General features: G+C 68.6%; 23 protein-coding genes and 1 pseudogene. 8 read left to right on the plus strand and 16 right to left on the minus strand.

All coding sequences use genetic code 11. The features are described 5' to 3' along the window. Nucleotides 1-61 precede the first annotated feature (61 nt). Nucleotides 62-964, plus strand: coding sequence for a LysR family transcriptional regulator (locus N5J73_RS08605; protein ID WP_049447408.1), 903 nt, complete (start codon nt 62-64; stop codon nt 962-964). A gap of 23 nt (nt 965-987) precedes the next feature. Here the strand turns inward: N5J73_RS08605 and N5J73_RS08610 are convergent, their stop codons facing one another. The 3 genes from N5J73_RS08610 to N5J73_RS08620 are packed head-to-tail and all read right to left on the minus strand — an operon-like array spanning nt 988 to nt 3,034. Continuing rightward, entirely contained in the window at nt 988-1,422 is a 435-nt protein-coding gene (locus N5J73_RS08610) for a hypothetical protein (RefSeq protein WP_049447407.1), read from the minus strand. Further along, the gene (gene leuE / locus N5J73_RS08615) at nt 1,419-2,048 is read right to left on the minus strand and encodes a leucine efflux protein LeuE (RefSeq protein ID WP_010487461.1); all 630 of its coding nucleotides are present in this window, start codon (nt 2,046-2,048) and stop codon (nt 1,419-1,421) included. Before leuE ends, N5J73_RS08610 begins: the two co-directional genes overlap by 4 nt. A 14-nt stretch (nt 2,049-2,062) precedes the next feature. Then, nucleotides 2,063-3,034 (minus strand): LysR family transcriptional regulator, encoded by a 972-nt coding sequence (locus tag N5J73_RS08620; RefSeq protein ID WP_049447406.1) that lies wholly within the window; start codon nt 3,032-3,034, stop codon nt 2,063-2,065. A gap of 91 nt (nt 3,035-3,125) precedes the next feature. Between N5J73_RS08620 and N5J73_RS08625 the strand changes: the two genes are divergently transcribed. Next, nucleotides 3,126-4,133: a zinc-binding alcohol dehydrogenase family protein gene (locus N5J73_RS08625; RefSeq protein ID WP_049447405.1), complete on the plus strand. Its 1,008-nt coding sequence runs from the start codon at nt 3,126-3,128 to the stop codon at nt 4,131-4,133. Between the two features lie 161 nt (nt 4,134-4,294). Here N5J73_RS08625 and N5J73_RS08630 read toward each other — a convergent pair whose 3' ends face one another. Continuing rightward, nucleotides 4,295-4,900, minus strand: coding sequence for a glutathione S-transferase N-terminal domain-containing protein (locus N5J73_RS08630; protein WP_049447404.1), 606 nt, complete (start codon nt 4,898-4,900; stop codon nt 4,295-4,297). Between the two features lie 45 nt (nt 4,901-4,945). Here N5J73_RS08630 and rmuC point away from each other — a divergent pair, with 45 nt between their 5' ends. From rmuC to N5J73_RS08645, 3 genes are all read left to right on the plus strand, one after another. After that, nucleotides 4,946-6,502 carry a DNA recombination protein RmuC gene (gene rmuC, locus N5J73_RS08635; protein ID WP_049447403.1) on the plus strand — a complete coding sequence of 519 codons (1,557 nt, stop codon included), beginning with the start codon at nt 4,946-4,948 and terminating at the stop codon, nt 6,500-6,502. A 71-nt stretch (nt 6,503-6,573) separates the two neighbouring features. Beyond that, nucleotides 6,574-6,972, plus strand: a complete 399-nt coding sequence (locus N5J73_RS08640; protein ID WP_049447402.1) for a hypothetical protein — start codon at nt 6,574-6,576, stop codon at nt 6,970-6,972. 95 nt (nt 6,973-7,067) lie between these two features. Continuing rightward, on the plus strand, nt 7,068-7,613 hold the full coding sequence (locus N5J73_RS08645) for a glutathione peroxidase (protein WP_049447401.1): 546 nt from the start codon (nt 7,068-7,070) through the stop codon (nt 7,611-7,613). An 84-nt stretch (nt 7,614-7,697) separates the two neighbouring features. Here N5J73_RS08645 and N5J73_RS08650 read toward each other — a convergent pair whose 3' ends face one another. The 6 genes and pseudogenes from N5J73_RS08650 to N5J73_RS08675 all read right to left on the minus strand — a co-directional run bounded on the left by N5J73_RS08650 (nt 7,698) and on the right by N5J73_RS08675 (nt 11,794). Further along, nucleotides 7,698-8,711, minus strand: a complete 1,014-nt coding sequence (locus N5J73_RS08650; protein ID WP_049447400.1) for a VacJ family lipoprotein — start codon at nt 8,709-8,711, stop codon at nt 7,698-7,700. 1 nt (nt 8,712) lies between these two features. Then, complete coding sequence (locus N5J73_RS08655; protein WP_049447399.1) at nt 8,713-9,024, minus strand: STAS domain-containing protein; 312 nt, start codon at nt 9,022-9,024, stop codon at nt 8,713-8,715. After that, the gene (locus N5J73_RS08660; protein ID WP_164078618.1) at nt 9,014-9,676 is read right to left on the minus strand and encodes an ABC transporter substrate-binding protein; all 663 of its coding nucleotides are present in this window, start codon (nt 9,674-9,676) and stop codon (nt 9,014-9,016) included. The genes N5J73_RS08655 and N5J73_RS08660 overlap by 11 nt, the downstream gene beginning before the upstream one ends. A 56-nt stretch (nt 9,677-9,732) precedes the next feature. Continuing rightward, nucleotides 9,733-10,197, minus strand: a pseudogene (gene mlaD / locus N5J73_RS08665) (outer membrane lipid asymmetry maintenance protein MlaD); the annotation flags it as partial. Between the two features lie 59 nt (nt 10,198-10,256). Beyond that, on the minus strand, nt 10,257-11,006 hold the full coding sequence (locus N5J73_RS08670; protein WP_005414955.1) for an MlaE family lipid ABC transporter permease subunit: 750 nt from the start codon (nt 11,004-11,006) through the stop codon (nt 10,257-10,259). After that, nucleotides 11,006-11,794, minus strand: a complete 789-nt coding sequence (locus N5J73_RS08675; RefSeq protein ID WP_041864700.1) for an ATP-binding cassette domain-containing protein — start codon at nt 11,792-11,794, stop codon at nt 11,006-11,008. Before N5J73_RS08675 ends, N5J73_RS08670 begins: the two co-directional genes overlap by 1 nt. Before the next feature lie 189 nt (nt 11,795-11,983). Between N5J73_RS08675 and recC the strand changes: the two genes are divergently transcribed. Genes recC through recD form a run of 3 tightly spaced genes read left to right on the plus strand, consistent with a single transcriptional unit; the run spans nt 11,984 to nt 20,888 of the window. Further along, on the plus strand, nt 11,984-15,331 hold the full coding sequence (gene recC, locus N5J73_RS08680; RefSeq protein WP_049447397.1) for an exodeoxyribonuclease V subunit gamma: 3,348 nt from the start codon (nt 11,984-11,986) through the stop codon (nt 15,329-15,331). Continuing rightward, nucleotides 15,328-19,008, plus strand: coding sequence for an exodeoxyribonuclease V subunit beta (gene recB, locus N5J73_RS08685; RefSeq protein ID WP_049447396.1), 3,681 nt, complete (start codon nt 15,328-15,330; stop codon nt 19,006-19,008). Before recC ends, recB begins: the two co-directional genes overlap by 4 nt. Continuing rightward, entirely contained in the window at nt 19,005-20,888 is a 1,884-nt protein-coding gene (recD, locus tag N5J73_RS08690) for an exodeoxyribonuclease V subunit alpha (RefSeq protein ID WP_049447395.1), read from the plus strand. The genes recB and recD overlap by 4 nt, the downstream gene beginning before the upstream one ends. A gap of 313 nt (nt 20,889-21,201) precedes the next feature. Here the strand turns inward: recD and N5J73_RS08695 are convergent, their stop codons facing one another. The 6 genes from N5J73_RS08695 to N5J73_RS08720 form a co-directional block, all read right to left on the minus strand. Beyond that, nucleotides 21,202-21,600, minus strand: a complete 399-nt coding sequence (locus N5J73_RS08695; RefSeq protein ID WP_049444554.1) for a hypothetical protein — start codon at nt 21,598-21,600, stop codon at nt 21,202-21,204. A 61-nt stretch (nt 21,601-21,661) separates the two neighbouring features. Continuing rightward, entirely contained in the window at nt 21,662-23,701 is a 2,040-nt protein-coding gene (locus N5J73_RS08700) for an FUSC family protein (protein WP_049444556.1), read from the minus strand. Between the two features lie 3 nt (nt 23,702-23,704). Continuing rightward, nucleotides 23,705-25,165, minus strand: coding sequence for an efflux transporter outer membrane subunit (locus tag N5J73_RS08705; RefSeq protein ID WP_164078619.1), 1,461 nt, complete (start codon nt 25,163-25,165; stop codon nt 23,705-23,707). Further along, nucleotides 25,162-26,079: an HlyD family secretion protein gene (locus N5J73_RS08710; RefSeq protein WP_049444559.1), complete on the minus strand. Its 918-nt coding sequence runs from the start codon at nt 26,077-26,079 to the stop codon at nt 25,162-25,164. Before N5J73_RS08710 ends, N5J73_RS08705 begins: the two co-directional genes overlap by 4 nt. Continuing rightward, entirely contained in the window at nt 26,076-26,285 is a 210-nt protein-coding gene (locus N5J73_RS08715; RefSeq protein ID WP_010487502.1) for a DUF1656 domain-containing protein, read from the minus strand. The genes N5J73_RS08710 and N5J73_RS08715 overlap by 4 nt, the downstream gene beginning before the upstream one ends. Nucleotides 26,286-26,393: 108 nt before the next feature. After that, the gene (locus tag N5J73_RS08720) at nt 26,394-26,849 is read right to left on the minus strand and encodes a MarR family transcriptional regulator (protein ID WP_012481667.1); all 456 of its coding nucleotides are present in this window, start codon (nt 26,847-26,849) and stop codon (nt 26,394-26,396) included. Nucleotides 26,850-26,936 lie beyond the last annotated feature (87 nt).

Here is a 26,936-nt window from a genome sequence, read left to right on the forward strand (position 1 = left end):
TCCACGCCATCATGTGGATAAACTGCGTGCCACCGGACTTACCTTGAAGACTGGCTTCACAATGGATGCTTCCGCCCCCCTCACCGCTGTGGTCGCATTCGTCCACGTGGCCGAGCATGCCAGCTTTACCCGCGCCGCCGATGCCCTGGGCGTGTCCACCTCGGCGCTGTCGCAGAGCGTGCGCGCGCTGGAAGCGCGGATGGGCGTGCGGCTGCTGCAGCGGACCACACGGCGGGTCAGCCTGACCGAACACGGCGCGCGTTTCCTGCAGCGCGTGCGTGGCGGCCTGGACCAGATCGACCAGGCCTTTGCCGAACTGGACAGCGCGCGCTCGGTGCCTGCCGGGCGGCTGCGGGTGACCCTGCCGCGCATCGTCGCCGATCGCATGGTGCTGCCGCGGCTGCCCGATTTCCTTGCGCGCTACCCGCAGGTGCAGGTGGAACTGTGCGTCGACCCGGCGCTGACCGATCTGGTGGCCGAGGGCTTCGACGCCGGCATCCGCCTCGGCGAATCACTCGCACAGGGCATGATCGCGGCGCCGGTCGGGCCACCCGAGCGGCAGGTGGTGGTGGCCACGCCGGCCTATTTCGAACGCCATGGCGTGCCGCAGACACCGCATGACCTGCAGAGCCACGCCTGCATCGTGCACCGCCTGGCCAACGGCCGGCTGATGCCCTGGGAGTTCAGCCGCGAAGGCCATGACCTGGACGTGGAAGTGAACGGGCGGCTGGTGTTCAACGATGCCGGCGTCGCCCATCGCGCCGTGCTGGCGGGGCTGGGCATGGCGCAGGGCTTCGCCTCGTTGATGGCCGACGATATCGCCGCTGGGCGACTGCAGAGCGTGCTGCAGGACTGGCAGCCGCCGTTCCCCGGCTTCCACCTGTACTACCCCGCGCGCGAGCAGATGGCGCCCAAGCTGCGGGTGTTCATCGACCACCTGCGCGCGGAGATGCACGACCAGTAGATGCCAACCTTGGTTGGCATGCTTCAATCGACCACGCGTGCCGCTACGCCTCCCGGCCAATGGCAGCCATCCTCCTGCCACGCCTCGCTGTCATCGTGGAAGGTGGTGCGACGGCCATCACGGGCGCGTTCGTAGCTCAGGTCCAGCACCAGCGCGCCCTGCGTGCTCAGGTGGTAGCGGCCGTTGAGACGCCCGTCGATGCGTTCTTCCCAGACGCTGTCGAACTGGTACGGGCGGTCTTCGTCCAGCACCGTCGTTTCCTGCGACACCTGTTGCACCTGCAGGCGGCCGCGCTGCCCGGCGTACTGCACGTCGGCGCTGCCATTATCCAACCAGCGCCACAGCAGGTGAATGCCGTCGTTGCGGCCCCGGGTGAGGCAGCGATGGTCCTGCGCGCTGGCCGCTGCGGTGTCGGCCAGAAGCCCGATCAACACCAGCACCAGCACTCGCCGGATCATCCGTTCAGCCCCAACCGGATGCCGAACCCCACCAGGAACAGGCCGGCCACCCGACGCAGCGCATCGCTGATGCGCGGATGCTGGATCAACCGGCGACGGGCCAGGTTGCCCACGCCGATCAACATTGAGCAGTAACCGATGCTGACCACCAGGATGATCCCGGCCAGGGCGGCGAAGGTGGCGATGCCCTGGTGTGCCTTCGGATCGATGAACAACGGCAGGAAGGCCATGTAGAACAGGATCGCCTTCGGGTTGAGCAGGCTCACCAGGATCGCCTGCTGGAAATAGCGGCCCGGCTGCATGCGGATCGGGCCGGCGTCACCACCCTCGTGCTTCGGCGTGCGCAGCAGGCTGATGCCCACCCACACCAGGTAGGCCGCACCCAGGTACTGCACGGCGTGGAACACCAGCGGGTTGGCCTTCAGCAGCGCGGCCACACCGGCCAGCGCCAGCCACATCAGGATCTGATCGCCGACCAGCAGGCCGGCCAGTGCGGTGTAGCCGCCACGCACGCCGCCACGGCCGGTGGCGGTCAGCAGGGTGAAGGTGCCGGGGCCGGGCAGGGCGAGAAACACCAGCACAGCGACCAGAAACGTCCACAGGTCCTGGATGCCCATCCACGGCATGGCGGCGTTCTCTCTTACGGGGGGCCGCCATTGTCGGTCAGCGCCGGGATCGGCGACAGGGGGCCGGTGGACCCTTCCGGCATGCCAGACAGCAGCGGTTGCAGGTGCTGGCGCAGCTGTGCATGCAGTTGTCGTACCGCGGGCGAGAACTGCTTGCGGTGCGGGCATACCAGCTGCAACGGAATGCTGCTGCCAACACCGTCCAGCAGCAGCTGCAGGCGTCCGGCCAGCACGTCCTCGCGCAGGTCCAGCCAGGACTTGTAGGTGATGCCTTCGCCGGCCACCGCCCAGCGTCGCACTACATCGGCGTCGTCGCAGACCAGCGGACCACGTACCGGAATCACGCTGCGGCGCCCTTCGACGTCGAATGACCAGCGATCGTAGGCGCGGCCACTGAGCTGGTAGACCAGGCAGTCGTGCTCGCGCAGTTCGTCCAGGCGCGTGGGCGTACCGCGCCGCTGCAGGTAGTCGGGCGAGGCCGCGAGTACGCGCCGATTGCCTTCCAGCAGGGGCAGGGCGACGTAGCTGGCGTCGTCGAAGTGGCCGATGCGGATGGCCACGTCGACCGGTTCGCGGAACACATCAGCCACCTCGTCGGACAAGCGCAGGTGCAGGCGCAGCCGCGGGTGCGCGGCGCGGAAGGCGCTCAGCCAGGGCAGCAGCAGGTTGCGGCCGAAGTCCGAAGGAGCCGAGAGCTGCAGGGTGCCGTGCAGCTCGGTGTCCTCGCCCTGCACGCGCGCCTGACCCTCGCGCAGGGTGGCCAGCACCTCCTGCGCGTACGGCAGGTAGAGCGCGCCCTCGCCGGTCAGGCGCAGGCTGCGGGTGGTGCGCACGAACAGGCGCAGGTCCAGCTCGCGTTCCAGCCGCGCCACTGCCGCGGCAACCTGCCCCGGCAGCAGGTCGGCCTCGCGGGCCGCCTGCGAGAAGCTGCCCAGCGCGGCAGTGCGGACGAACAGCTGCAGATCGTCGAAGCGGATCATTTTCATTGCCGGAGTGAAAGTGCTGCCCGATTCTGCGCCTTTCTGCGGCAGCGCGCGCGGCGCAACCTGTCGCCTCCTTCCCCACTGGACCGCTGCCATGCGCGCCATTGCCTACACCCAAGCCGGCCTGCCGATCGATGATGCCCGGGCCCTGATCGACATCGAACTGGAGCTGCCGCAGCCCGGGCCGCGTGACCTCCGCGTGGCAGTACGCGCGGTGGCGGTGAACCCGGTCGACACCAAGGTCCGCCGCGGCGTGGCCACCGATGGCCCACGCGTGCTGGGCTGGGATGCAGTCGGCATCGTCGACGCGGTGGGCAGCGAGGTGACCCTGTTCCAGCCTGGCGATGCGGTCTACTACGCCGGCGTCATTGACCGCCCGGGCAGCAATGCCGAGTACCAGCTGGTGGACGAGCGCAGCGTCGGGCGCAAGCCGGCCAGCCTTGATGATGCGGCCGCCGCCGCGTTGCCGCTGACCGCAATCACTGCCTGGGAGCTGCTGTTCGACCGCCTGCGCATTGCCGAGGGCGGCGGCGAAGGCCAGACCCTGCTGGTGATCGGCGCTGCCGGCGGTGTCGGTTCGATCCTGGTGCAGCTGGCGCGGAAGCTGACCAAGCTGACCGTGATCGGCACCGCCTCGCGTCCGGATACCCAGGACTGGGCGTACGCAATGGGCGCACACCACGTGATCGACCACAGCCTGCCGCTGGCCGAAGGCCTGGCGCGGCTGGGCATCAGCGAGGTGCAGCACGTGGCCAGCCTGACCCATTCCGACCAGCACTACACGCAGATCGTCGAGCTGCTGGCGCCGCAGGGCCAGCTGGGCCTGATCGATGATCCCGGCCAGGTCGATGTGATGGCGCTCAAGCGCAAGGCGTTGTCACTGCACTGGGAATCGATGTTCACCCGGCCGCTGTACCGCACCGCCGACATGCAGCGCCAGCATGACCTGTTGAACCGGGTGGCCGAGCTGATCGACACGGGCGTGCTGCAGACCACCCTGGGCGAGCACTTCGGACGCATCGACGCGGCCAACCTGCGCCGTGCCCATGCGCTGCTGGAGAGCCACCGCGCCAAGGGCAAGATCGTGCTGGAAGGCTGGTAGGAGCAGACGCTGTCTGTAGAGCCGAGCCCACGCTCGGCTGCCGTTCGCGCGTGGGCGTCAGCCGAGCATAGGCCCGGCTCTACAGCGCTTCATCCACGCATGGGGTGAATCTACCGTGTCGACCAAGGTCGACACCTGCCAACAGCTGCGGGAGCCACTGCTCAGGCCACGCCGTTGTCGACGTGGTCGGCGAAACCCGGCTGCTGCCGCAGGCGTTCGAACCATGCTGCGAGGTGTGGCAGCGCCGGTTTGCTGCCGGGTGTGCCGCGCCAGCGTTGGGTCGACAGCCCCAGCACGATGTCGGCAAGGGTGAAGGTGCTGCCCGCCACATAGCCATCGGTAGCGGCCAGCTGTTCATCAAGCACACCCATCAGCCGGTTCCACTGCGCCAGGCTGGCCTCGGCGCGGGCATCGTCCAGATAGTCCGGGTGCTGCCGTACGCGCGCCATGAATACATGGCGCCAGGCACTGTTGAGATCGCTGGCCTGCCAGTCCATCCATTGCTCCACCTGCGCACGCTCATGCAGCGTGGTGGGCAGCAGATCCTCGCGACCGGCGCGCGCGGCCAGGTAGCGGCAGATGCTGTTGGATTCCCACAGCACGAAGTCGCCATCGCGCAGCACCGGCACCTGCCGGTTGGGGTTCAGCGCGGCCAGCAGCTCCGGTGGGGGTGCCGGTTCGTGGTGCAGCGGCAGATCCAGGCCGGCGCACAGCCACAGCACCTTGCGCACGTTGATGGAGGTGGGCTTTCCGTACAGAGCGAGCATGGTCCTGACGCAGCAGCTGAGACTCGGCCAGCCTACACTTGCCCCATGCAAACCGAATATCTGCTCATTGGCGGCCTTCTATTGGCCGTGCTCATCCTGCAGCTGGTCGCCCTGCTGCGCCGCCCGCCGCATGACCGCCTGGAACAGGCAGTCCGCGAGGAGGCGCGCGCCGGGCGCAGCGAGCTGCGCGAACAGCTCGATGGCTTCGCCCGCGCGCTGACCGATCTGTCCACCCGCACCGATCAGCGCCTGGATCTGCTGCGCGAAGCACTGGGCGAAGATGCCCGCAAGGCGCGCGCCGAAGTGGCCGAGAGCCAGCAGCGGGGGGCTGCGTTGATGGGGCAGCGGCTGCAGGAACTGCGCGGCCAGCTGGAGACCTTCGGGCAGCAGCAGGAAGCCCGCATCCATGCGTTTGGCCAGCAGCTGCAGGAGCTCACCGGGCGTACCGATACCCAGCTCGGCGCGCTGCGCCAGACCCTGGTGGACGATGCACGCAAGGGCCGCGAGGAGGGCGCGCAGTCGCAGCAGCGGCTGACCGAAAGCCTTGGCCTGCGCCTGCAGGAACTGACCCAGCGCAACGAGCAGCGCATCGCCGAGATGCGCACGACGCTGGAAGAACAGCTGCGCGCGCTGCAGAGCGACAATGCGCAGAAGCTGGAGCAGATGCGCCACACCGTGGACGAGAAGCTGCAGTCGACGCTGGAAACGCGGCTGGGCAATTCCTTCAAGCTGGTCTCCGAGCGCCTGGAGCAGGTGCAGCGTGGCCTCGGCGAAATGCAGCAGCTGGCCACCGGCGTCGGCGACCTCAAGCGCGTGCTGACCAACGTCAAGAACCGCGGCAGCTGGGGTGAAGTGCAGCTGGAGAACATCCTCGAGCAGACGCTCACCCAGGAGCAGTACGCGCGTGCGGTGAAGGTGCGCCCGGAGAGTGGCGAGATGGTCGATATCGCCGTGCGCCTGCCGGGCCGCAGCAACGACGACACGCCGGTGTGGCTGCCGATCGACTCCAAGTTCCCGCGCGAGGACTACGAGCGCCTGCTGGACGCGCAGGAACAGGGTGACGCCGAGGGTGTGCGCCTGCAGGGCATCCAGCTTGAACGCGCGGTACGCGTGCAGGCCAAGTCGATCTGCGACAAGTACATCGTGCCGCCGCACACCACCGACTTCGCGGTGATGTTCCTGCCCACCGAGGGCCTGTATGCCGAGGTGATCCGGCGCCCGGGCCTGGTCGACCTGCTGCAGCGGGAGCACCGCGTGGTGGTGGCCGGCCCGACCACGGTCACCGCGCTGCTCAACAGCCTGCAGATGGGCTTCCGCACGCTGGCCATCGAGCAGCGTTCCAGCGAGGTGTGGAGCCTGCTGGGTGCGGTGAAGAGCGAGTTCGGCAAGTTCGCCGGCATCCTGGAAAAGGCCGAGAAGCAGATCACCACGGTGGGTCGAAGCATCGGCGAGGCCAGCCGCAAGACCCGCACCATCGAACGGCGCCTGCGTGGCGTGGAGTCGCTGGCGTCCGAACAGGCGCAGTCGCTGCTCGGCGACCTGGCTGAGGGTGACGCGGCGGGCGAGGACGAAGGCAGTGAAGGCGACCGGGACGAGACCTGAGCCACGCTGACACGCCGCCTGCATCGCCGATGCGTATGCTGGCGGCCTGTCCGCTTCGATCAGGTATCGTCATGCGCCTGCGCCGCTTCACCAGCCTTGTCCTGACCGCGCTGCTTGCCGCCTGCAGCAGCGCACCACCGGCCGCCGATACGGCGGCGGCACCTGCTGCAGCTACCAGCCCTGAAGCAGCCGAGGCGTACCGCGAAGCGCGTGACGTCGACTGCCAGGCAGCCGGCGGCACCCTGCAGCGGCTTGGCCGGCTGCAGCGCGAGCAGTGCGTGATTCCCTATGCCGACGCTGGCAAGGTCTGCAGTCGCAAGAGTGACTGCAGCGGCCAGTGCCTGGCCACGGGCGAGGTGGCTGCCGGCAGCCCCGCTACAGGTACCTGCCAACGCGATGCCAGCCAGACCTTCGGCTGCCGCCAGCGCATTGATGACGGCAAGGCGCAGGGCACGATCTGCGTTGACTGAAGATGTCCTGTAGAGCCGAGCCCATGCTCGGCGCTACAACAGCGCGCGCGGCGCTATGCTGGTCGGCCATTCCCCGCTGTTGCCGGAGCCCCCGCGTGAGCACCTCGATCCAGGACATTTCCCTCACCACCATCGACGGCCAGCCGTCCTCGCTTGCCGACTACCAGGGCAAGGTGCTGCTGCTGGTCAACGTCGCCTCCAAATGCGGCCTGACCCCGCAGTACGAAGGTCTGCAGGCGCTGTATGCGGAAAAGCACGCGCAGGGCCTGGAAGTGCTGGGCTTCCCCGCCAACAACTTCCTCGGCCAGGAGCCGGGCAGCGAGGCGGAGATCCAGCAGTTCTGCCAGCTCACCTATGACGTCAGCTTCCCGATGTTCTCCAAGATCAGCGTGGCTGGTGAAGACACCCATCCGCTGTACCAGCAGCTGACCGCCGCCCAGCCGCAGTCGATCGGTGAAGGCCCGCTGCGTGAGCGCCTGGCGAGCAAGGAGATCCCGATCCACGCAGCACCGGCGGTGCTGTGGAACTTCGAGAAGTTCCTGGTTGGCCGCGACGGCAAGGTCATCGCGCGCTTTGCCCCGGACGTGGCTGCCGATGACGCGCGCCTGCGCGAAGCCATCGAGGCCGCGCTGGCGGCCTGAGGAAAGCGTGCCAACCCGGGTTGGCACCTACCGGAAAAGAAAAACCCCGCCGAGGCGGGGTTTTTCATGTGTCGCTGAAAGGACTCAGTGCGTCCACTGCGGCATCGGCATCGCATCGACCGGGATCGGCGAATTGGCGTCGTCGTGGCCACGGTCGCGCTTGCTGCGCAGATCGTTCTCGATCTGGTAGTTGCGGCGCTGCATCCACGCATCGCGGACCAGCGAGTACTCGTCCACGGCGGTGTCGCGCAGGTCGTCGATCGCCAGCAGCTGTGCGCGGGTATCGACCAGCTGCAGGCCCTGCAGGCCGATGCGGACCTTGTCCTCTTCGATGCGGCGAATCGGCGACAGCGGAATGTCACCGGCCAGGCCGAACACATCGCGCACGGTACGCGGGCCGAAGAACGGCAGTTCCACGTAGCGCGAACGCCGCCAACCCCAGACGCCCAGCGTCTGGCCGAAGTCTTCGTTGCGACGCGGCACCATCGCCTTGCTGGCCGGATCGAACAGGCCGCCAATACCCAGCGTGCTGTTCATCAGGAAGCGGCCCAGGCTGTCCCACGCATCGGCACCACGGCCCTGCAGCAGCTGGTTGGTGATGGTCACCGGCGCGCGCAGGTTGCTGAAGAAGTTGCTGACGCCGGTACGCGCGAAGCGCGGCACCACGTGGGTATAGGCCGTAGCCAGCGGACGGGCGATACCGCGGTCGACCGCGTTGTTGAACGTGTGCACCTTGCGGTTGAACGGTTCCCACGGATCGTAGGCCGCCGCGCTGCCGGTGTTGCCGGCACCGCCATAGAGGGCATCGAAGTCGTCATCACCGCCGGGGGCGGTCGCCGCTGCGGCCCTGGCCGCATCGGTGTCGGCGCTGCGGGCCGGTGCCGATGGCGGCGTGGCCGGCGCAGGTGCGGCAACCACGGCCGCTGCCGGTGCGGTATCGACCGTAGCGGAATCGGCGGTGGGGGCGGAGACCTCGGCGATGGTGCTGGCCGGGACCACGGTGCTGGCCGCTGGCGCATCGCTGCGTGCGGGCTTGCCGGCGCAGGCGGTCAGGGCGGTGGCCAGGACGATCAGGGGGAGAGTGCGTACGACGTTCATGTCAGCTCGCAGCAGAAGTAGCGTTGAAATCCAGGTCGGGCGACAGCCGGTAGGCCGCGCTCAGCTCGTTGTAACCCGCCGGTGCACCAGAGATCGCCAGCGGATGGCCGGCCTTGCCCGCACGTGCGGCCAGCTCGGCCAGCAGGGCCAGGCCGGCGCTGTCCACGCGCTCGACCTCGCCCAGTTCCAGGCGTGCCAGCTGGGCCGGCAGCGACTGCAGCTGTGGCCACAGCGCAATCACCGCAGCACGGTCGAGCACCCCGCGCAGGCGCAGGGTGTCGCCTTCCAGCAGCGCCAGTGCGTTACTTGCCATTGCCCGCGGGTCCGGCCTGCATGCTGCCGCTATGCAGCTCGGTGGCCACCTGCTTGATGCCCTTCTGACGCAGCGGGGTGTCGAACTGGTTGCGGAAGGTCTGCACGTAGGAGATGCCTTCGATGTTGACGTCGAAGATCTTCCACTGGCCGTTCACGTTGCGCATCCAGTACTCGACCGGGGTCGGCTCGTTGCCGGCGCGCACCAGCTCGGTGCTCACGCGCACGCCGCGGTTGCCCGGCAGCGGGCTCTCGCCCTTCAGGCGGAAGCTCGGCTTGCCCTGGATGTTGAGCAGGGTCGAGCCGTAGCGCTGCATCAGGCTGTCGGCCATGGCATCGGCGAACAGCTTGATGTCGGCGTCGGAGGCACCGCGGGCGTGCGGGCCCAGCACCAGGCGCGCGGCATAGTCGCGGTCGAAGGTACGGGTCAGCTCGCTGTCGATGTAGCTGCGCAGGCTGGCCGGGTTGCTGGTGAACTCGCTCTTGCGCTGCTGCAGCGTGGACAGGATGCGGCTGCTGGCATCGATCACCACCTTGCCGGCCTGGCCCTGCGTCGCGGCAGCGGCGGGAGCGGCGGCCTGTGCCTGGGCGAGGAACGGAGTGGCCGCCAGCAGCGCCGAGGCGAGCAGGGCCGGGATCAGTTTTATCTTCATGGTTGCGGTTCCGTTGCAGGCGCCTGCGCGCCATCGTTGGGCTTCTGAGCAGCGCCGCCACCGGCACCGCCACTGAACATGTACTTGCCGACCAGCTGGATCAGATCCACTGCCGGCTGGGTGAAGACGATCTCGTCGCCGGCCTTCAGCACGTCCGGATCACCGCCCGGCTGCAGACCGATATAGCTCTCGCCGAGCAAACCACTGGTGAAGATGCCGGCCGAGGTGTCTGCCGGCAGGTCCTTGACCTTGCTGTCCATGCGCAGGGTCACGATCGATTCGAACTTCACCGGGTCCAGGTCGATGGAGGCGACCTGACCGACGGTGACGCCGCCGATCTTCACCGGCGCCTGCTTGCGCAGCTGACCGACCTGGGAGAAGCGCGCTTTCAGGTCATAGCCTTCACTGCCCCAGCTCCAGCGCTGGTTGGTCGAGGCCACGGCCAGCACCATCAGCGAGGCCAGGGCCAGCAGCAGGAAAGCGCCGACGGAGAATTCGAGTCTGGGACCGCGGATGGCCATGTGGATTACCTGATCGAGTCGTTGTGGCCGCGCGCGCCTGCGCACCGCCGGTGGAGGGGTTAGGTGAACAACATTGCCGACAGCACGAAGTTGAACATCAGTACCAGCAGCGAGGCGTTGACCACCGCACGGGTGGTCGCCACCGAAGTGCCTTCAATGGTCGGCTCGGCATGGAAACCTACGTAGGCGGCGACCAGCGCGGCAGTGCCGCCGAAGATCGCCGACTTCAGCATTGCCACGCCGAAGTCGTCCCAGAAGTCCACGCTGTTGCGCAGCGCCGACCAGAACACGCCGTTGTCCAGGCCCAGCACGTGCACGGCTTCGAAATAGCTGGCGCTGATCGCCAGCGAACAGAAGATGCCGGTCAGCAACGGCACGGTCAGCACCGCCGCCCAGAAACGTGGCGCCACCGCCTTGGCCACCGGGTCGATCGCCATCAGCTCCAGCGCCTTGATCTGGTCGGTGGCACGCATCAGGCCCAGTTCGGCGGCGATCGAACTGCCGGCGCGGCCGATGAACAGCAGCGCGGTCAGCACCGGCGCCAGCTCGCGGTACAGCGACAGGCCGAGGAGGGTCGACAGCGCGTCGGCCGCACCGAAGGTGGTCAGCGTGCGGTAGCCCTGCAGGGTCAGCACCAGGCCGACGAAGGCACCGCCGACGGCGATGATCGGCAGCGAGCGCGCGCCGATCTTGTAGATCTCGCGGGTCAGCTCGGCCAGGAAGTCACGCGTGGGCAGCGAACCGCGCAGCACGGTCAGCGAGAACAGGCCGGCGCGGCCAAGCGAGCGGGTGGCTTGGACGAACGGCATCAGGCAACCCTCGCGCGTGGTGCGGCATCGAACGGAATCGGGCCATCGGGCTGGCCGTGCAGGAACTGCCGCAACAGCGGGTCCTGGCTGGACTGCAGTGCCTCGGGCGTGCCCTGGAATACGATGCCGCCATTGGCGATCGCGATCACCTGGTCGCAGATCGGCAGGGTCTCGTGCACGTGGTGGCTGACGATGATGCTGGTCAGGCCCAGGCTGTGGTTGAGGCGCTGGATCAGGCTCATGATCACGCCCGAGGCGATCGGGTCCAGCCCGGTCAGCGGCTCGTCGTAGATCATCAGCGGCGGGTCCAGCGCCAGTGCACGGGCCAGCGCCACGCGGCGCGCCATGCCACCGGACAGCTCGCGCGGCCAGGCATCGGCGGCGGCCAGCAGGCCCACCGCATGCAGCTTCATCTGCACCAGGCGGCGCAGCACGGCGGTGGGCAGGCGGGTGTGCGTGCGCAGCGGCAGGGCGACGTTCTCGGCCACGGTGAGGTCAGTCAGCAGGCCGTTGCCCTGCAGCAGCACGCCCACGCTCTTGCGCATTTCCAGCAGCGCGCCGCTGTCATGCGGGATCGGCTTGCCGAACAGGGTGACCTCGCCGGCGACCGGGCGCAGTTCGCCGGTCAGCGCCGCCAGCAGGGTCGACTTGCCGCTGCCGGACGGACCTAGCACAGCGGTGATGCTGCCCTTGGGCACCTGCAGCGACACGTCGCGCAGAATCGTGCGCCCGCTCCGGTCGATGCGGACGTTGGATAACTGCACCAGACTGGAGGCGGAAGCCGACATGGGCACCATTAACGTTTTTTAGACATCGAAGGATCGGGCCCGCCGGCTGAACATAAGCAGACTGGACGGTCCAGTATTGTTGCACGGCAAGGCCTCGCGTAGGCCGGGACAATCGGCCGGAAGCCCGGAACAATCCGTACCGGCGATGGGTTGACCATTGAATACTGCCTGCCGTCCTGCACACTGTGCATGATGAGTGACCCAGGCAGCGATTTCCGCCTCTACCATTCCAACTCCTTGGACGTGCTGGCCGCGCTGCTGGCACGCAACGTGCGTGCGCCGGTTTCGGGCCAGCCGCTGCTGGCGCCGGAAGTGGTGCTGATCCCGCAGGTGGCGATGCGGCGCTGGCTGCAAGCGACACTGGCCGCGGAGTTCGGCGTCGCCGCCAACCTCGAATTCCTGACTCCAGGCGAGTTCGTGGCCCGGGCGCTGAAGGCCAACGTCAGCGGTGAGCAGGACGATCTGGACGCGGCCGGCCTGCACTGGAAGCTGTATCAGGCACTGCGCGATCCGGCGTTGCTGGCGCAGCCGCCGATGCGCGCGCTGCAGTCCTATCTTGCCGGCGATGATGCTTTGAAGCCGTGGGCGCTGGCCGGCGAGCTGGCTTCGGTGTTCGAGAAGTACCAGGCCTGGCGGCGCGACTGGCTGCTGCGCTGGGCGGCCGGCGCCGATCCGGCCGACCCACAGGCGATCCTGTGGCGCACCATCACCCATGGCCACGATTACCGCGCCCGCCGCATCCAGGAGTACCTGGACCGCTTCGAAGGCGCCGGTCAGCCGCTGCCGCAGGGCTTGCCGCCGCGCATGTCTGCGTTCGCGACGCTCAACATCTCGCCCGACGTGCTGCGGGTGATGGCCACCCAGGCGCGGGTAGGCGAGCTGCATTTCTATATGCCTACCCCGGTGCAGTCGTACTGGGGCGACCTGCAGACGCTGGCCGAGCGCCTGCGCAGCGGCGCGCCCGATCCCTTCGGTGAAGCGGCCGGCGAGAACCGCCTGCTGGAAGCCTGGGGTGCGGCCGGCCGCGATTTCATGGCGGTGCTGGGCAGTTACGAGGTGGTGCACCCGGCCGGCGAGATCGCCGCCTATTCCGATCCGGAGGAGGACACCCGGCCGACGCTGGACGAAGGCGGCCTGTCCGACAGCCTGCTGCATCGCCTGCAGCGTGACCTGTTCCACCGCCGCGCATTGCCCTCGGGTGAGGTGCGCGAGGCTCTGCGCAGCGACGATCCCAGCTTGCAGGTGCATGCCTGCCATACCCGCCTGCGCGAGCTGCAGGTACTGCACGACCAGCTGCGCAGCCTGCTGCAGGACCCGCGCTTCGACCCGCCGCTGCAGGCGCGCGAGATCGCGGTGCTGGCGCCGGACATCGATCCCTATGTGCCGTACCTGGAAGCGGTGTTCGGCGGTCGTGGCGGCGAGGAGGAGCACATTCCGTATGCGCTGGCCGACAGCAGTCCACTGGCAGGCGAGCCGTTGGCCGATGTGTTCGTGCATCTGCTGGGCCTGCCAGTCTCGCGCTTTGGCTTGAACGAAGTGCTGGACCTGCTGGCCAGCGCGCCGCTGGCCGAAGCGGCCGGGCTGGAAGCGGTGGATTTCGACCGCCTGCATGGCTGGCTGCAGCAGGCCGGCGCACGTTGGGGCCTGGACGCGAAACACCGCAACCAGCACCAGGCACCGGCCGACGACGCCTACACCTGGCAGTTCGCCCTGGATCGCCTGGTACTCGGTCATGCCACCGGTAGCGAGGCCGACCTGGCCGGCGTGGCGCCGTGGATCGAACTGGAAGGCGGCGCGCTGGACGCGCTGGACCGGCTGCTGCGCCTGCTGCGCGTGCTGGCCATCTACCAGCGCCGCCTGGGCGAACTGCTGACCCCGGCGCAGTGGCGACAGCGCCTGCTGTCGCTGCTGGATGCACTGCTACCGAACACGCCCACCTCGCCCAACAGCCAGCGCGCGCTGGAGCGGCTGCGCAAGCTGCTCAACCAGTTTGCCGACGATGCCGCCAAGGCCGGTTTCGAAGACGGCGTGCCGCCGGAGGTGGTGCGTTCGCACTTCGCAGGCGCGCTGGGCGAGGCCGATACGCGCGCACCGCTGCTGACCGGTGGCATCAGCTTCGGCCGCATGGTGCCGATGCGCCTGCTGCCGTTCCGGGTGATCTGCGTGCTCGGTCTCAATGATGGCGATTTCCCGCGCCGCGACCCGGCGGCCGGTCTCAACCAGCTCACCGCCGAGCTGGACACGCCGCGCCGCCGTCCAGGCGACCGCTCCACCCGCGAGGATGATCGCTTCCTGTTCCTGCAGCTGTTTGCCGCCGCGCAGGAGGTGTTCTATCTCAGCTATCTCGGCGCCGATCCGCGCGATGGCAGCGTGCGCGAACCGTCGGTGCTGGTCAGCGAACTGATCGATGCCGCCGCCGCGTATCACCTCGATCCGCCTGCGGCGGTCCGCGACTTCACCGTGCGACATGCCTTGCAGCCGTTCTCACCGGCGGCGTTCGGTGATGGCGATCCACGTCGCTTCAGCTATCGCCGCCAATGGCATCCGGCCGCCGGTCGTCTCACCGGCCAGCGCGGCGGCCTGCAGCCGTGGTTCGATGCTTCGTTGCCGCCGCCGCTCGACGATGCGGTGGAAGACGAAGTCGCGCTCGATACCCTGCGCCGCTTCCTGTGCGACCCGGCCGGGCAGTTCCTCGCACAGTCGCTGGGCCTGCGCCTGGCCGACGACGTCGAGGAAGTCGATGACCTGGAACCGCTGGTGCTGTCCTCGCGCGGGCCGGAAAAGCGCAGCGTGCAGGCCGCGGTGGTACGTGCCACGCTCAGCGGCGATACCGAGCCGTTGTACCCGCGGCTGCGCGCGCGCGGCCTGCTGCCGTCCGGCCCATTGGGCGAGCGCCAGTTCGAGGTGGAACAATTGAAGACCGGCCCGTATGCCAGTGCGTTGCTGGGCTGGATGCAGGGCGAACCGCTGGAAAGCCGTCGCTACGAAGTGGAGATTGATGGCGTGCGCCTGCATGGCCGCGTCGCCGATCGGCATCCCGAAGGGCTGGTGCGCCTGCGTGCCGGCACACTCAATGGCAATGCAGTGATCCGCCACGGCCTGGACTGGCTGCTGGCGAACGCTGCGGGCGATGCGCTGCCGCTTGTGCAGTTCCATGATGGCGGCGACGCCGGTCCCGGCCCGCATGTACTGCCGGCACTGAGCGTTCCCGCTGCACGTGCGGCGCTGCGTGCGCTGCTGCAGCTGCGCCAGCGTGGCCTGCGCGAGCCGCTGCGCTTTGCCCCGTACACCGGCTGGGTGCTGTACAACGCGCCGGCAGAAAAGCAGCGCAGCGAAGGCTGGAAGCAGTGGCACGGCAGCGACCGCACCTGGGGTGAATCCAGCAGCGACGCCTGGCAGCTGCTGCTGCGGGGTGCCGACCCGTTCGCTACCGATGCCAGCTACGCCGACCTGCTGCGCAACAGCCAGGTGGTCTTCAGCGCGGTGCGCGAAGGCCGCGCTCTCGGCACCGAAGCACGCCAGGAGGGCAGCGCATGAACACCGCCATCACCGAAGACGGCAGCGAATCCCTCAGCCGCGATCCCTATCTGGCGCTGCCGCTGGAGGGCATCCGGCTGATCGAAGCCAGCGCCGGCACCGGCAAGACCTTCACCCTGGCCACGTTGTTCACCCGCCTGGTGGTGGAGCAGGGCCTGCGCATCGGCCAGATCCTGGCGGTGACCTTCACCGATGCCGCCACCCAGGAACTGCGCAAGCGCATCCGCGAGCGCCTGGCGCTGGCCGCGCGCCTGGTCGACCTGGAGCCGGCCGACGGTGAAGCACCGGATGTGCGATTGACCCGCGACGTGCTGCAGCGCCATCTGCACGGTGGCACCGAGAGCGCCGCTGCGCTGAAACGCCGCCTGCAGGTGGCCGCCGATGAGATCGACCTGGCGTCCATCTTCACCATCCACGGCTTCTGCACCCGGGTGCTGCGCGAGCATGCGCTGGAAAGCGGCCACACCTTTGATCCGCCGGAACTGCTGGCCAGCGATCGTGAGTTGCTGGAGGAGCTGGCCGCTGATCTGTGGCGCGTGCATGCCAACGACCCGGCCACGCTGGAACCGCTGACCTGGCTGTGGTCCACCCCGGACGCGCTGGCCGCCGATCTGCGCGCGCTGCTCGGCACGCCGCCGTTGCATCCGTTGCCGCAGACGGTGGCGCTGGCCGACCCACACCCGGCATTGCAGCGCGCGGCGGAAGCACTCTCGGCAAGCGTGCGCGAGCATGGCGAGCAGTTCTTCATCGACCTCTGCGATGCCGTCGACAACAAGTGGATCAACGGCGTGTCCTACAAGCTCGGCTGGCTGCACCCGCTGAGCCGGCAGTTGCTGGCCTGGGCCGAGCGCGGCGAACCGCGCGAGCTGCTGGCCAGCGAACGCCTGCCGGCACTGTTGCCGGAGGTGCTGGCCGACAAGACCAACAAGAAATTCCTGGATCGCACGCCGTCCTCGCCATTGCAGGCGCCGTTGTCGCGCTATGTCGCGCTGCTGGCCGAACGCGATGCCTGGTTGCGTGGTACCGCGCTGAATTTCCTGCACACGCTTCGCGCCGAAGCCACGCAGCGCCTGCAGGCGCTGAAGCGTACACGCCGGGTACAGACCTACGACGATCTGATCGATGGCGTAGCGCTCGCCCTGGAAGGCCCGCAGCGACTGACGCTGGTCAGGCAGCTGCGCGCGCAGTACCGCATCGCGCTGGTCGATGAGTTCCAGGATACCGACGACCGCCAGTGGGGCATCTTCCACACCGTGTTCGGTGATTCGCCGGAGGTGCGCGAGCTGGGCCTGGCGCCGGCGCTGTTCCTGATCGGTGACCCCAAGCAGGCGATCTACGGTTTCCGCGGCGGTGATATCCACACCTACCTGAAGGCCAAGCAGGTGGCGCAGCAGGCGCCGGTGCTGGACCAGAACTTCCGCTCGCGACCGTCTGTGCTGCGCGCGTTGCAGACGCTGTATGACAACGGTGGCGAAGACGCCTTCCTCGAACGCGACATCCAGTTCGAGCCGGTGCGGCCCGGTGGCGTGCGTAGCGATGCGGACTACCTGCGCGACGGCCAGGCCGCCAAGGCACTCACCCTGCGCGTGCTGCGCAGTGGCGGCGACAAGGCAATGAGCGCCGATGCCTCGCGCGATGCAGCGACCCAGGCCTGCGTGGCCGCGATTCACCAGATCCTGGTCGAGGCGCGTGCGGGCAATGCCGTGTTGCGTGGGCGCCCGGTGCAACCCGGTGATATCGCGGTGCTGGTGCGCTCGCATCGGGAGGCCACCCTGGTACAGCGCGCGCTGGCCGCGGTGGGCATTCCGGCAGTGGCAGCCGGCAAGCAGAGCCTGTTCTCCACCCCGGAAGCGCGTGACCTCCGTGCGCTGCTGTTGGCACTGTTGCAACCGGCCGACGAAGGCCGCCTGCGTGCAGCGCTGGCCACGGTACTGCTCGGCCAGCGCGCAAGTGCGATCGCCGCGATGGAGCGCGAGGGCGACCTGCAACGCGGGTTCCAGGCGCAGCTGCTGCACTGGCGCGAGCGCTGGCAGCGCGGTGGGCCGTTCGCGGTGATCGCCGATGTCTGTGCCGCGCAGGGCGAACGCCTGCTGGCGCTGATTGACGGCGAGCGCCGCCTGACCAACTACCTGCAGCTGGGCGAACTGCTGCAGGAAGCTTCGGCGCAGGCGTTGGGCATGCATGGCCTGCTGGACTGGCTGCAGGGGCAGATGGCCAGCGCCGACCAGGATGACGAGCAGCAGCTGCTGCGCCTGGAATCGGATGCGCGCCGCGTGCAGATCATGACCCTGCACAAGAGCAAGGGCCTGGAGTATCCGCTGGTGTTCCTGCCGTTCGTCGGGATCGACGGCGGTGCGCCGAACACCGCCTCGCACTGTACGGTGCATGTGGGCGGCCAGCGCCAGCTGCACTGGAAGCTGGGCAAGGACGAGGCCTGGGAAGCGGCCAGCAGCCAACGTGAGCACGAGCAGCGCGCCGAGGACGCGCGCCTGCTGTATGTGGGACTGACCCGCGCCGAGCATGCGCTGTGGATCGCCGTAGGTGATCTGGCCGGGCTCGGCAGGACACGTCTGGCGCCGCTGCTGGGTGACCTGCAGGCGCTGCGCGTGCACGCCGATGTGCACATCGATGACAGTGAGGCACCGACCGCGCTGCCGCAGTTGGCCGCCGAAGTGGAAGGTGATCTACCGGCGGTACGTGCACTGACCCGGCGCGTGCCGCACGACTGGTGGGTCTACAGCTTCACCCAGCTGGCCCATGCCGATGCTGGCGCTGGCGACGACATCGAAGCGGCGGCCACCGAACTGCCAGCACCGGCGGCTGATGAACCAGCCGGCCCGGAACTGCCGCTGGAACCGGCGCTGCCCGAACCCGCCGCTGCCGCCGAAGACAGCGCGCCGATCGATCCGCGCTTCATGGGCAGCCGTTTCGGCAACGTGCTGCACGAGGCGATGGAGAACGTCGACTTCGCCGCATGGGGTGACTGGCAGCCGGGCATGGAAGCCCCTGAGGGGCAGGCCGAGATACTGCGCAAGGCGCTGCACGACGAAGGCTATGCCGATGTCGACCTGGACGATGGCGTGGCCGTGCTGGTGCCGCTGGTCGGTCACACGCTCACCGCGCCGCTGCCCGAAGGCGGTGCGCTGCACAGCCTCGGCGAAGGTGAACGCCGCGCGGAAATCGACTTCCATTTCGCCATCGAGCCGACCACGGTGCCGGCGCTGCTGCAGGTGCTGCATGCGCATGGCGTTTCCAGTGGTCGTCGAGGCTTCGGCCAGCGCCGTCGGCTGGAAGGGCTGATGACCGGCATGATCGACCTGACCTACGTGCGCGACGGGCGCTGGTACGTGCTCGACTACAAGTCCAACCGCCTGCCGGGCTACAGCCCGGATCTGCTGGCCATTGCCATGCGCCACAGCGAGTACGACCTGCAGGCGCTGATCTACACCGTGGCCCTGCACCGCTGGCTGCGCTTCCGCTTGGGCGCGGCCTACGACTACGACCGTGACATGGGCGGCATCCGCTACCTGTTCTGCCGCGGCCTGGATGCCGCTGGCAACGGCGTGCATGTGGATCGTTTCCCGTTGGCGCTGGTCGATGCGCTGGACGCACTGTTCGCCGGTGGCGAACAGGCCCAGGCCGAACTGGCCGCGCGTGCCCGTGGAGCCAGCGCATGAGCCTGTTGAAGGAACTGCACCAGAAGGGCCAGCTGCGCACCCTCGACCATGCGTTGGCGACCAGCCTGATGCGGCTGCGCGACGACACGCCGGAAAGCGTGGCGCTGGCGGCGGCGCTGGCCTCGCTGGTGGTGTCGCAGGGCCACGCCGCGTTCGACCCTGCGCAACCACAGCGGTTGCTGGAAGGCGTGCCCGAGTGGCCTGCCGCGCAGGACTGGTTGGCACAGTTGTGTGCATCGCCGTGGGTAGCGACGCCGGAGCACGCCGAGGCCATCGCCGAGGATGCACCGCTGGTGCTGGAAAACGGCCTGCTCTACCTGCGCCGCTACCGCGAGTACGAGCGTCAGTTGGCGGCCGGTCTGCAGCGTATCGGCCGGCATCCGCTGCCGGCCCCGGACATGACGGCGTTGGCGCCGTTGTTCGCGCAGCTGTTCCCGCAGGCACTGGGCAGCGAGGATCACCAGGCACGCGCAGCGGGCGTGACCCTGCGCCATCCGCTGGCGCTGGTCACCGGCGGCCCCGGCACCGGTAAGACCACCACCATCGCCCGCCTGCTGCTGCTATTGGCAGCGCAGGCCCGTCACGCTGGCCAGCCGTTGCCCGAAGTGGCGCTGGCCGCGCCGACCGGGCGCGCCGCCGAGCGCATGGCCGAGAGCCTGCGCCTTGCCGTGCAGAGGCTGCAGGAGAACGGCGTGGACCCGGCGCTGTGCGCGGCATTGCCCAGTACCGGCACCACCCTGCATCGCCTGCTCGGCGTGATCCCGGATTCGCCGCGCTTCCGCCACCACGCCGACAACCCGTTGCCGGTGGACGTGGTGGTGGTCGACGAAGCCTCGATGATCGATCTGCCGATGATGGCCAAGCTGGTCGACGCGATCGCCAGCGGCACCCGGTTGATCCTGCTTGGCGACCCCGATCAGTTGCCCTCGGTCGAGGCCGGCGACGTGCTCAGCGCGATCCTGCGCGCCAGCGGTGATGGCATCGGCACCCGCGCCGACGATGCGCAGGCACTGCAGGGTCTGCTGCTTCCGGCTACGCTGCAACCACAGGCCACGCCGCGCGCCTTTGCAGGCCGTCGCGTGCAGCTGCAGCGAGGTTACCGGCAGAGCGACGCGCTGGACCTGGCACCGCTGGCCCATGCCGTGCGCGAGGGCGACAGCGGTACCGCGCTGCAGCTCCTGCGCAGTGGTGAACTGGCCGGCGTGCATTTCCACGAAGGCGAAGCCGATCCACTGCGCGGCCAGCGCGAGCACCTGCTGGGCCACTGGCGCGCGTTGGCCGACGCGGCCGATCCAGTGCTTGCCCTGCAGCAGGCCGGGCGCCTGCGCGTGCTGACCGCGCTGCGCGAGGGCCCGCAAGGTGCGCGCGGCCTCAACAGCCGCATCGAACAATTGCTGGCCGGCAACACCCCGGGCTACTTCCAGGGGCGCCTGCTGCTGGTCACCGAGAACAGCTACCGCCACCGCCTGTTCAACGGCGATATCGGCATCTGCCTGCGCGATGGCAGCGGCGCGATGGTGGCCTGGTTCCCGGGCGACACCGTTGAACAACCACGTGCCTTCCACCCGGCCGCACTGCCTGCGCACGAAAGCGCCTTCGCGATGACCGTGCACAAGGCACAGGGCTCGGAGTTCGATGAAGTGTGGCTGCAGCTGCCACGCCAGGACAGCCGCGTGCTGTCGCGCGAACTGGTCTACACCGGCCTGACCCGCGCCCGCCAGGTGCTGCATGTGGCGGGCAGCGCAGAGGTGCTGCAGGCCGCATTGAAACGCCACGCCAGCCGGTTGGGTGGCCTGGCTTGGCGCTTGGGTGCGGAAGACGTGATCGAAGCGCCATCGACACCGATCGAAGAACCGACGGTGCAGGGCCAGCTGTTCTGACCTCAGTCCTTCCAATTCCTCCAATCACAACGCGCACCCTCATCCACGCATGGCGTGGATCTACGTGTCGACCAAGGTCGACACCTACCAAGAGCAGGCCATGCCATCCAGACAGATTGTGGAGATCTGTCGAAGGCGGGGTGGGTCCGGTTGAGGGGGCGTGAGCCGCATGGATGCGGCGACCGAGCTTACAGGGACGTACTTGCAGCTTCCCCCGCAACCGGACCCACCCCGCCAACCCACGGAATGCAGGCTTTTGCCGTTGACGTTGACGTTGATTCGGCAGGTGCAGGGTGCCGCCCTGCCGCCCCCTTCATTCCGCGATCAACACCAGCCCATCCGGGAACACGATCGCCGCTTCATCAGCACTCACGTCGAAGAAGCCCACGCCGTGCTTCTCGGCCAGATCCTGCACGCGCCCATGCGCGCGCTCGGCCACCGAGTACGCGAAGGCGCCATAGATCACCTGCTGACCGATGCTGTACTCGGTCACCTCGGCACGGTCGTCATCGTCGTTGCTCAGCGGCCCGTTCAACGGCGGGAAGTCCTGCGCCATCTCCGCGAACCACGCCCGCAGCGCGGGGCTGCTGACTACCGGGTCGTCGTACTCGTGGCGTTCGTTCCACTGCGTTTGCTTTTCGAACCAGGCGATGAATGCCGTTGCCTCACGTGGGGCGGCACTGGCCTCGAACACCATCATGTCGTAACTCATTGAACCATCCTGCTGCCGTGGCGGAAGGCTGCCGGGCATCGCCCGGCGCCACCGATCATTATCAGGCTGATGCAGCGTCGGCGTCCGACCACCCCGGTGCCAGCGCCTTCGCCTCCGGGAACAGCGCGAAGCGCAGGCCGATCAGGCCCATCAGCGCCTCGTCGCGGGCCTTGCAGGCGGCCACGCTGCCGACCCGTCCCAGCGAGGTATCCAGCCGCTCGCGCAACGCGTCGGCTGCCACGATCGGCTTGCGCGCAGCGATCTGCCGGCGGTAGTGCACGGCGACCTCTTCCAGGATGTGCTCGACCGCTTCGCGGCTGCGCTCGGGCAGTTCCAGCCGGGCGCGGCGCAACTGCAGGATGTTCAGGCCGATGCGCGCTTCATTGAGCATGTCCACCGAGGCGATGTCGCTGCCCTCCGGCGTTGCTGCCAGGCGCGGCGCGAGCAGGCCCAGCAGGTCCAGCATGCGTGCGGCGAAGCGCTGGCGGTCCTGCTGGCCACGGCCTTCGGCGGCTTCGGCCAGCGTGGTCCAGCCCTGCCGCACCAGCCGGCGCGCGGTCCACTCGGCGCCCACCGAACGGAACAGGCGGGTCATCACCACCGCAAAGCCAATGCCGATGAACATCGCGATGGACGAGTTGAGGAAGGTCTGGATGTTGGCGCTGTAGGTGTTCTGCAGGCTCAGCAGCGCCGCCAGGTTCACTGTCAGCGGTAGTGCGAACAGCGCGCTCTTGGGGTGATGCAGCATCAGCCCCAGCGGCAGGAACGCCACCGCCAGCACCAGCGCCAGCAGGCCGAAGTCGTGCACGGCCGGGAACACGCCGAACAGATACACGCCGGCCACCACCGAGGCGACCATCGCCCATACCAGGAACGACACCATGCTCGGTGCCGGATCGTCCTGCGCGGCGAAGAACGCGGCGGTCACCGCGGCCATCATCGCGCCGTTGCCACCGCCCTCCCAACCCAGCGCGATCCACAGCACGCAGTAGCTCATCAGTGCCACGCCGGCACTGAGCGCGGAGAACAGCGCCATGCCGTAGTCGACGTGCTTGTCGGCGGCCACGCGTTCGGTGCGGATGCGGTAGTGCGCGCGGTCCAGCGGCGCGGTGCCGTGGTCAATCGCGTGCTGCAGGGTGCGGCAGTCCTGCCACAGGTCCACCAGTTCCTCCAGGCGCAGCAGCAGGCTGGCCAGCTGCAGGTGCTGCAGGTCGCGGTCCACCTGCGGCTTCAGCGCGCTGATGCGTGCGCGCAGGCGGGCGTACTCACTGGCGTTGGTGGGCCCGTCCAGCCAGTCATGGATGTCGTCGATCAGCTCCGGCAGGCCTTCCGGCAGGGCCTGGCCATGGCTGCGCAGTGCGCTCAGGCGGTCGGCGATCGAGGACAGCACCGGCAACAGCAGCAGCATGCGCTCGCGCAGCCGCTCCATCGACACCGCCGATCCGGCATGGCGCGGATCGTCACGGCGCAGGAACTCGATCAACGCCTCGAACTGCACCAGGTCGGCGGCCAGCCGGTTGCGCGGTGCATGCGCGCGGCCACGTTCAAGGATCTGCCGGCACCACTGCGCGGCGTCCTCCATCCAGTTGCCGATGCGGGCGCGCAGCATCGGGCGTACCGAGGCCGGGAACAGCAGCGAGGCGAACAGCACCGCCACCACCGTGCCGAGGATGATCTCCTCGCTGCGTGCCACCACCGTGTCGAAGATGGTCTCCGGCGAGGTCACCGCCGGAAAGCCGATGAAGGCGGTGGTGTAGCCGGCCAGCAGGAAGGCATAGCCGCGCGGGCCACGGTTGAGCAGGGCCATGAACAGGCAGCCGGCCAGCCAGATCGACATCGCCGCGCTCAGCACCAGCGGTGTTTCCACCAGCGCCGGCAGCACCAGCAGGGTGGCCAGGCCAGCCACCAGGGTGCCGACGATGCGGTACACGCCCTTGGCACGTGTCGGGCCCAGCAGTGGTTGGCTGACGATGTACACCGTGCCCATCGCCCAGTACGGGCGCGACAGGTTGCCGGCCATGGCGATGTACAGCGCGGCCACCGCGGCCAGGTAGGTCTTGATCGAGAACAGCCAGGCCTGGCGGTCGGTCAGCGCGTTCATGGCTTACTTCGCTGCGGTCGAGGCGTTGGGCGCGGCGGCGCTGGCCCGCCAGCCGCCACCCAGCACCAGGAACAGGTGGATCTGGTCGCGCGAAACCTGCGCTTCGGCAGCCGCCAGGGTGGCATCGCTGGTGGCCAGGCTGCGGTCGGCATCCAGGCTGGACAGGTACGGCGTACGGCCACCCTGGTACAGCCGGCGGTTCTGCTCGGCGGCCAGCGCGGCCTGCTCCTGCGCGATGCGCAGTGACTGCAGCCGGCGCAGGTCCTGTGCATAGCGGTCCAGCGCGGTCTGGGTCTCACGCAGCGCCTGCAGCACGGTGTGGTCGAACTCGGCCAGGGCCGCATCGGCCCCGGCTTCGGCGGCGTGGATGCGCGCGTGCGTGCCTGACGACGGCAGCGTCCACGAGATCAGCGGGCCGATCGACCATTGCTGGGTCATCGGCGTGCCGAAGTCCTCCAGCAGGCCGGCGGCACCGAGCGAGGCACCCAGGCGGATGTCGGGGTACAGCTCGGCGGTGGCCACACCAATCCGCGCGGTGGCCGAGGCCAGCTTGCGCTCGGCCTGGCGCACGTCCGGGCGGCGCTGCAGCAGCGCGCGGCCATCACCAACCGGCAACGGCTGCGCCAGGCCGGGGGCGTGCGCACAGTCGATCACGCCGGCCGGCAGCTGGCCCGGGGTCTTCCCGAGCAGGGCGGCCAGCGAATAGGCGGCCGCCGAGCGCTGCGCATGCAGCGGCGGCAGTGCAGCCTCCAGCAGCGCCACCTGGGCGTTGGCGCGGGCCAGTTCCGGCGGCGTGCCACGGCCCGCCGCGATCAGGCGCTCGGTGACCGTGCGGCTGCGCTGCTGCAGCTGCAGCGAATGCTCGGCCACGTGCAGTTCGTGGTTGGCGTGGCAGATCTCCAGGTAGCTGTCGGCCACCTGCGCCACCACGCTGACCTGGGCCAGGTCGCGCGCAGCAGCGACCGACTGCTCGTCGGCACGCGCTGCTTCGGCGCCGCGCTTGAGCTTGCCGAACAGGTCGAACTGGTAGCTGACCGCGAACTTGCCATCGGCCAGGTTGATCACCGGCAGCTCGTGCTCCTGCAGGAACGATTCGGCCGACAGCTGCGCGCGGCTGACGCCGGCCTCGGCCTCGTACTCGAAGCCACCGGCGTCCAGCGCCTGTTCGTACACCGCCGCGGCACGACGCAGATGTGCATCGGCGGCCTTGAGCTCGACGTTGTCACGCAGCGCCTGGGTGATCAGGCCGTCCAGCACCGGGTCGTTGTACAGCGACCACCAGCGGTCGGGCAGCGCCTGGTTGGCGGCCACCTGCGGGTTCTTGGTATCGATGAAGGCCGCATTGGCCTCCGGCCGCTTGAACGCCGAGCCTTCCGGCAGGGCGTAATCCGGGCCGACGGTCCTGCACGCGGCCAGGCTGGCCAGCGCGACGATCAGGCCGAGACGGGGCAGTGCAGCGTTCACAGGACCGCCTGTGTCGGCGCGGTGCCGGCCTTGTCGTTGTGCGGATGGCGGCCGGTGTCCACGGTCACCGTGGCGGTGCGGCCGGCGATCAGTTCCACGCCCTTGGGTACTTCGTCGATGGCGATGCGCACCGGAATGCGCTGTGCCAGCCGCACCCAGTCGAAGGCCGGGGTCACGTTCGGCAGCAGGGTGCTGCCGTTGCTGCGGTAGCGGTCTTCGATGCCGGCGGCGATGCTCTCGACATGGCCGCGCAGCGGTGCCGATTCGCCCATCAGGCGGATGTCCACACGCTGTCCCGGGGCGACGCCGCGCAGGCGGGTTTCCTCGAAATAGCCATCGACGCGGAACGAGCCGGTATCCAGCAGTGCCAGCACCGGCTTGCCGGCCACCACGTAGTCGCCTACGCGCAGGGTGCGGTCGTTGACCCGGCCATCGGCCGGTGCGCGCACCTCGGTACGCCCCAGGTTGAGCTCGGCCAGGTCGACCGCCGCCTGTGCGGTGGCCAGCGCAGCCTGTGCGGCCTGCAGCTTGGCGCGGCGCACTTCGGCGTCCTCGGCGGCGACCAGGTCCTGCAGGCTGCGGTCACGGCCGATCTCGCGGCGCAGCTGCGCCACCGATGCCTGGCGCTCGGCCAGGCTGGCGCGGGCCTGCTCCAGCGCGATGCGGTAGCGGGCGCGGTCGACCACGAACAGCAGGTCACCCTTCTTCACCGCCTGGTTGTCGGCCACCTGCACCGTTTCCACCAGCCCGGACACGTCCGGCGCCACCTGCACCACGTCGGCGCCGACATGGGCGTCGCGGGTCCACGGCTCATCCATGTAATAGACCCACAGCTGGCGTAGTACCAGCAGGGCGACGATCACGGCTGCGCTGGTGAGCAGCACCGGCAGGGTCTTCTTCACGATCTTGTTCACGATTGCATCCAACGCAGGAGGTGGAACAGCAGGCCAAGCACGATCCCGTACAGCGCCAGGTTGAACAGCGCCGGGTGCCATACATGGCGATAGGCGCCGGCACGCTGCAGCAGCGCGTGCAGGCCGCTGTTGACCAGATAGGCCAACAACATCAACCCGAGCAGGGTCGGGACGAACACTCCGTGGAGACTGAATTCACCGGGCATCGGTAGGGGCGGGGGCGAGGTGGGGGAGGGGAGGAACAACGAAACAACAGCAACGGGTAAAAGCCGCTGGCGTGTGCACGGCAGCGGCGGTATTCGGGGGCAGCGGTCTTACGTGATGCGGTCGGCGGCCTCGGCCAGCAGGCGCCATGCCTTCAGCACGGCATGCAGCTCATCCATGGAAAGCTCGCCGAACACGTCCTGGCGCAGGCCGATCAACTGGTCCTCCAGCTCGCTGACCAGCGCATGGCCCGCGTCGGTCAGCCACAGCAGGTTGGCGCGGCGGTCGCTGGCGTCGCTCTCGCGGCGGACCAGGTCGCTGGCACACAGCTTGTCCAGCAGGCGTACCAGGGAGGGACCTTCCATGCCCAGCTGCTGCGCCAGCGCCACCTGACGGATGCCACCGCCCGAGCGGCCGATCATCAGCAGCGGCATGGTGCAGGCGGTGGAGATGCCATAGCTGCCGAGCCGGCTGTCGGCCAGGCGCTGCCACTGCCGCCCTGCGTACAGCAGGCCGGAGCTGAGCTGCATCTGCAGCACGGTGCGCTCGTCGAGGGGTCGGTCCATAAGAGATAGATAGGATACTACTAATTTCATTCCTATCAATAGGTTTTTATGAATGGGCGGGGTGTAGTGAGGAAAGCGTTGCGCCTG

The organism is Stenotrophomonas sp. GD03654, assembly GCF_029845105.1.
GTDB classification, from domain to species: domain Bacteria; phylum Pseudomonadota; class Gammaproteobacteria; order Xanthomonadales; family Xanthomonadaceae; genus Stenotrophomonas; species Stenotrophomonas africana.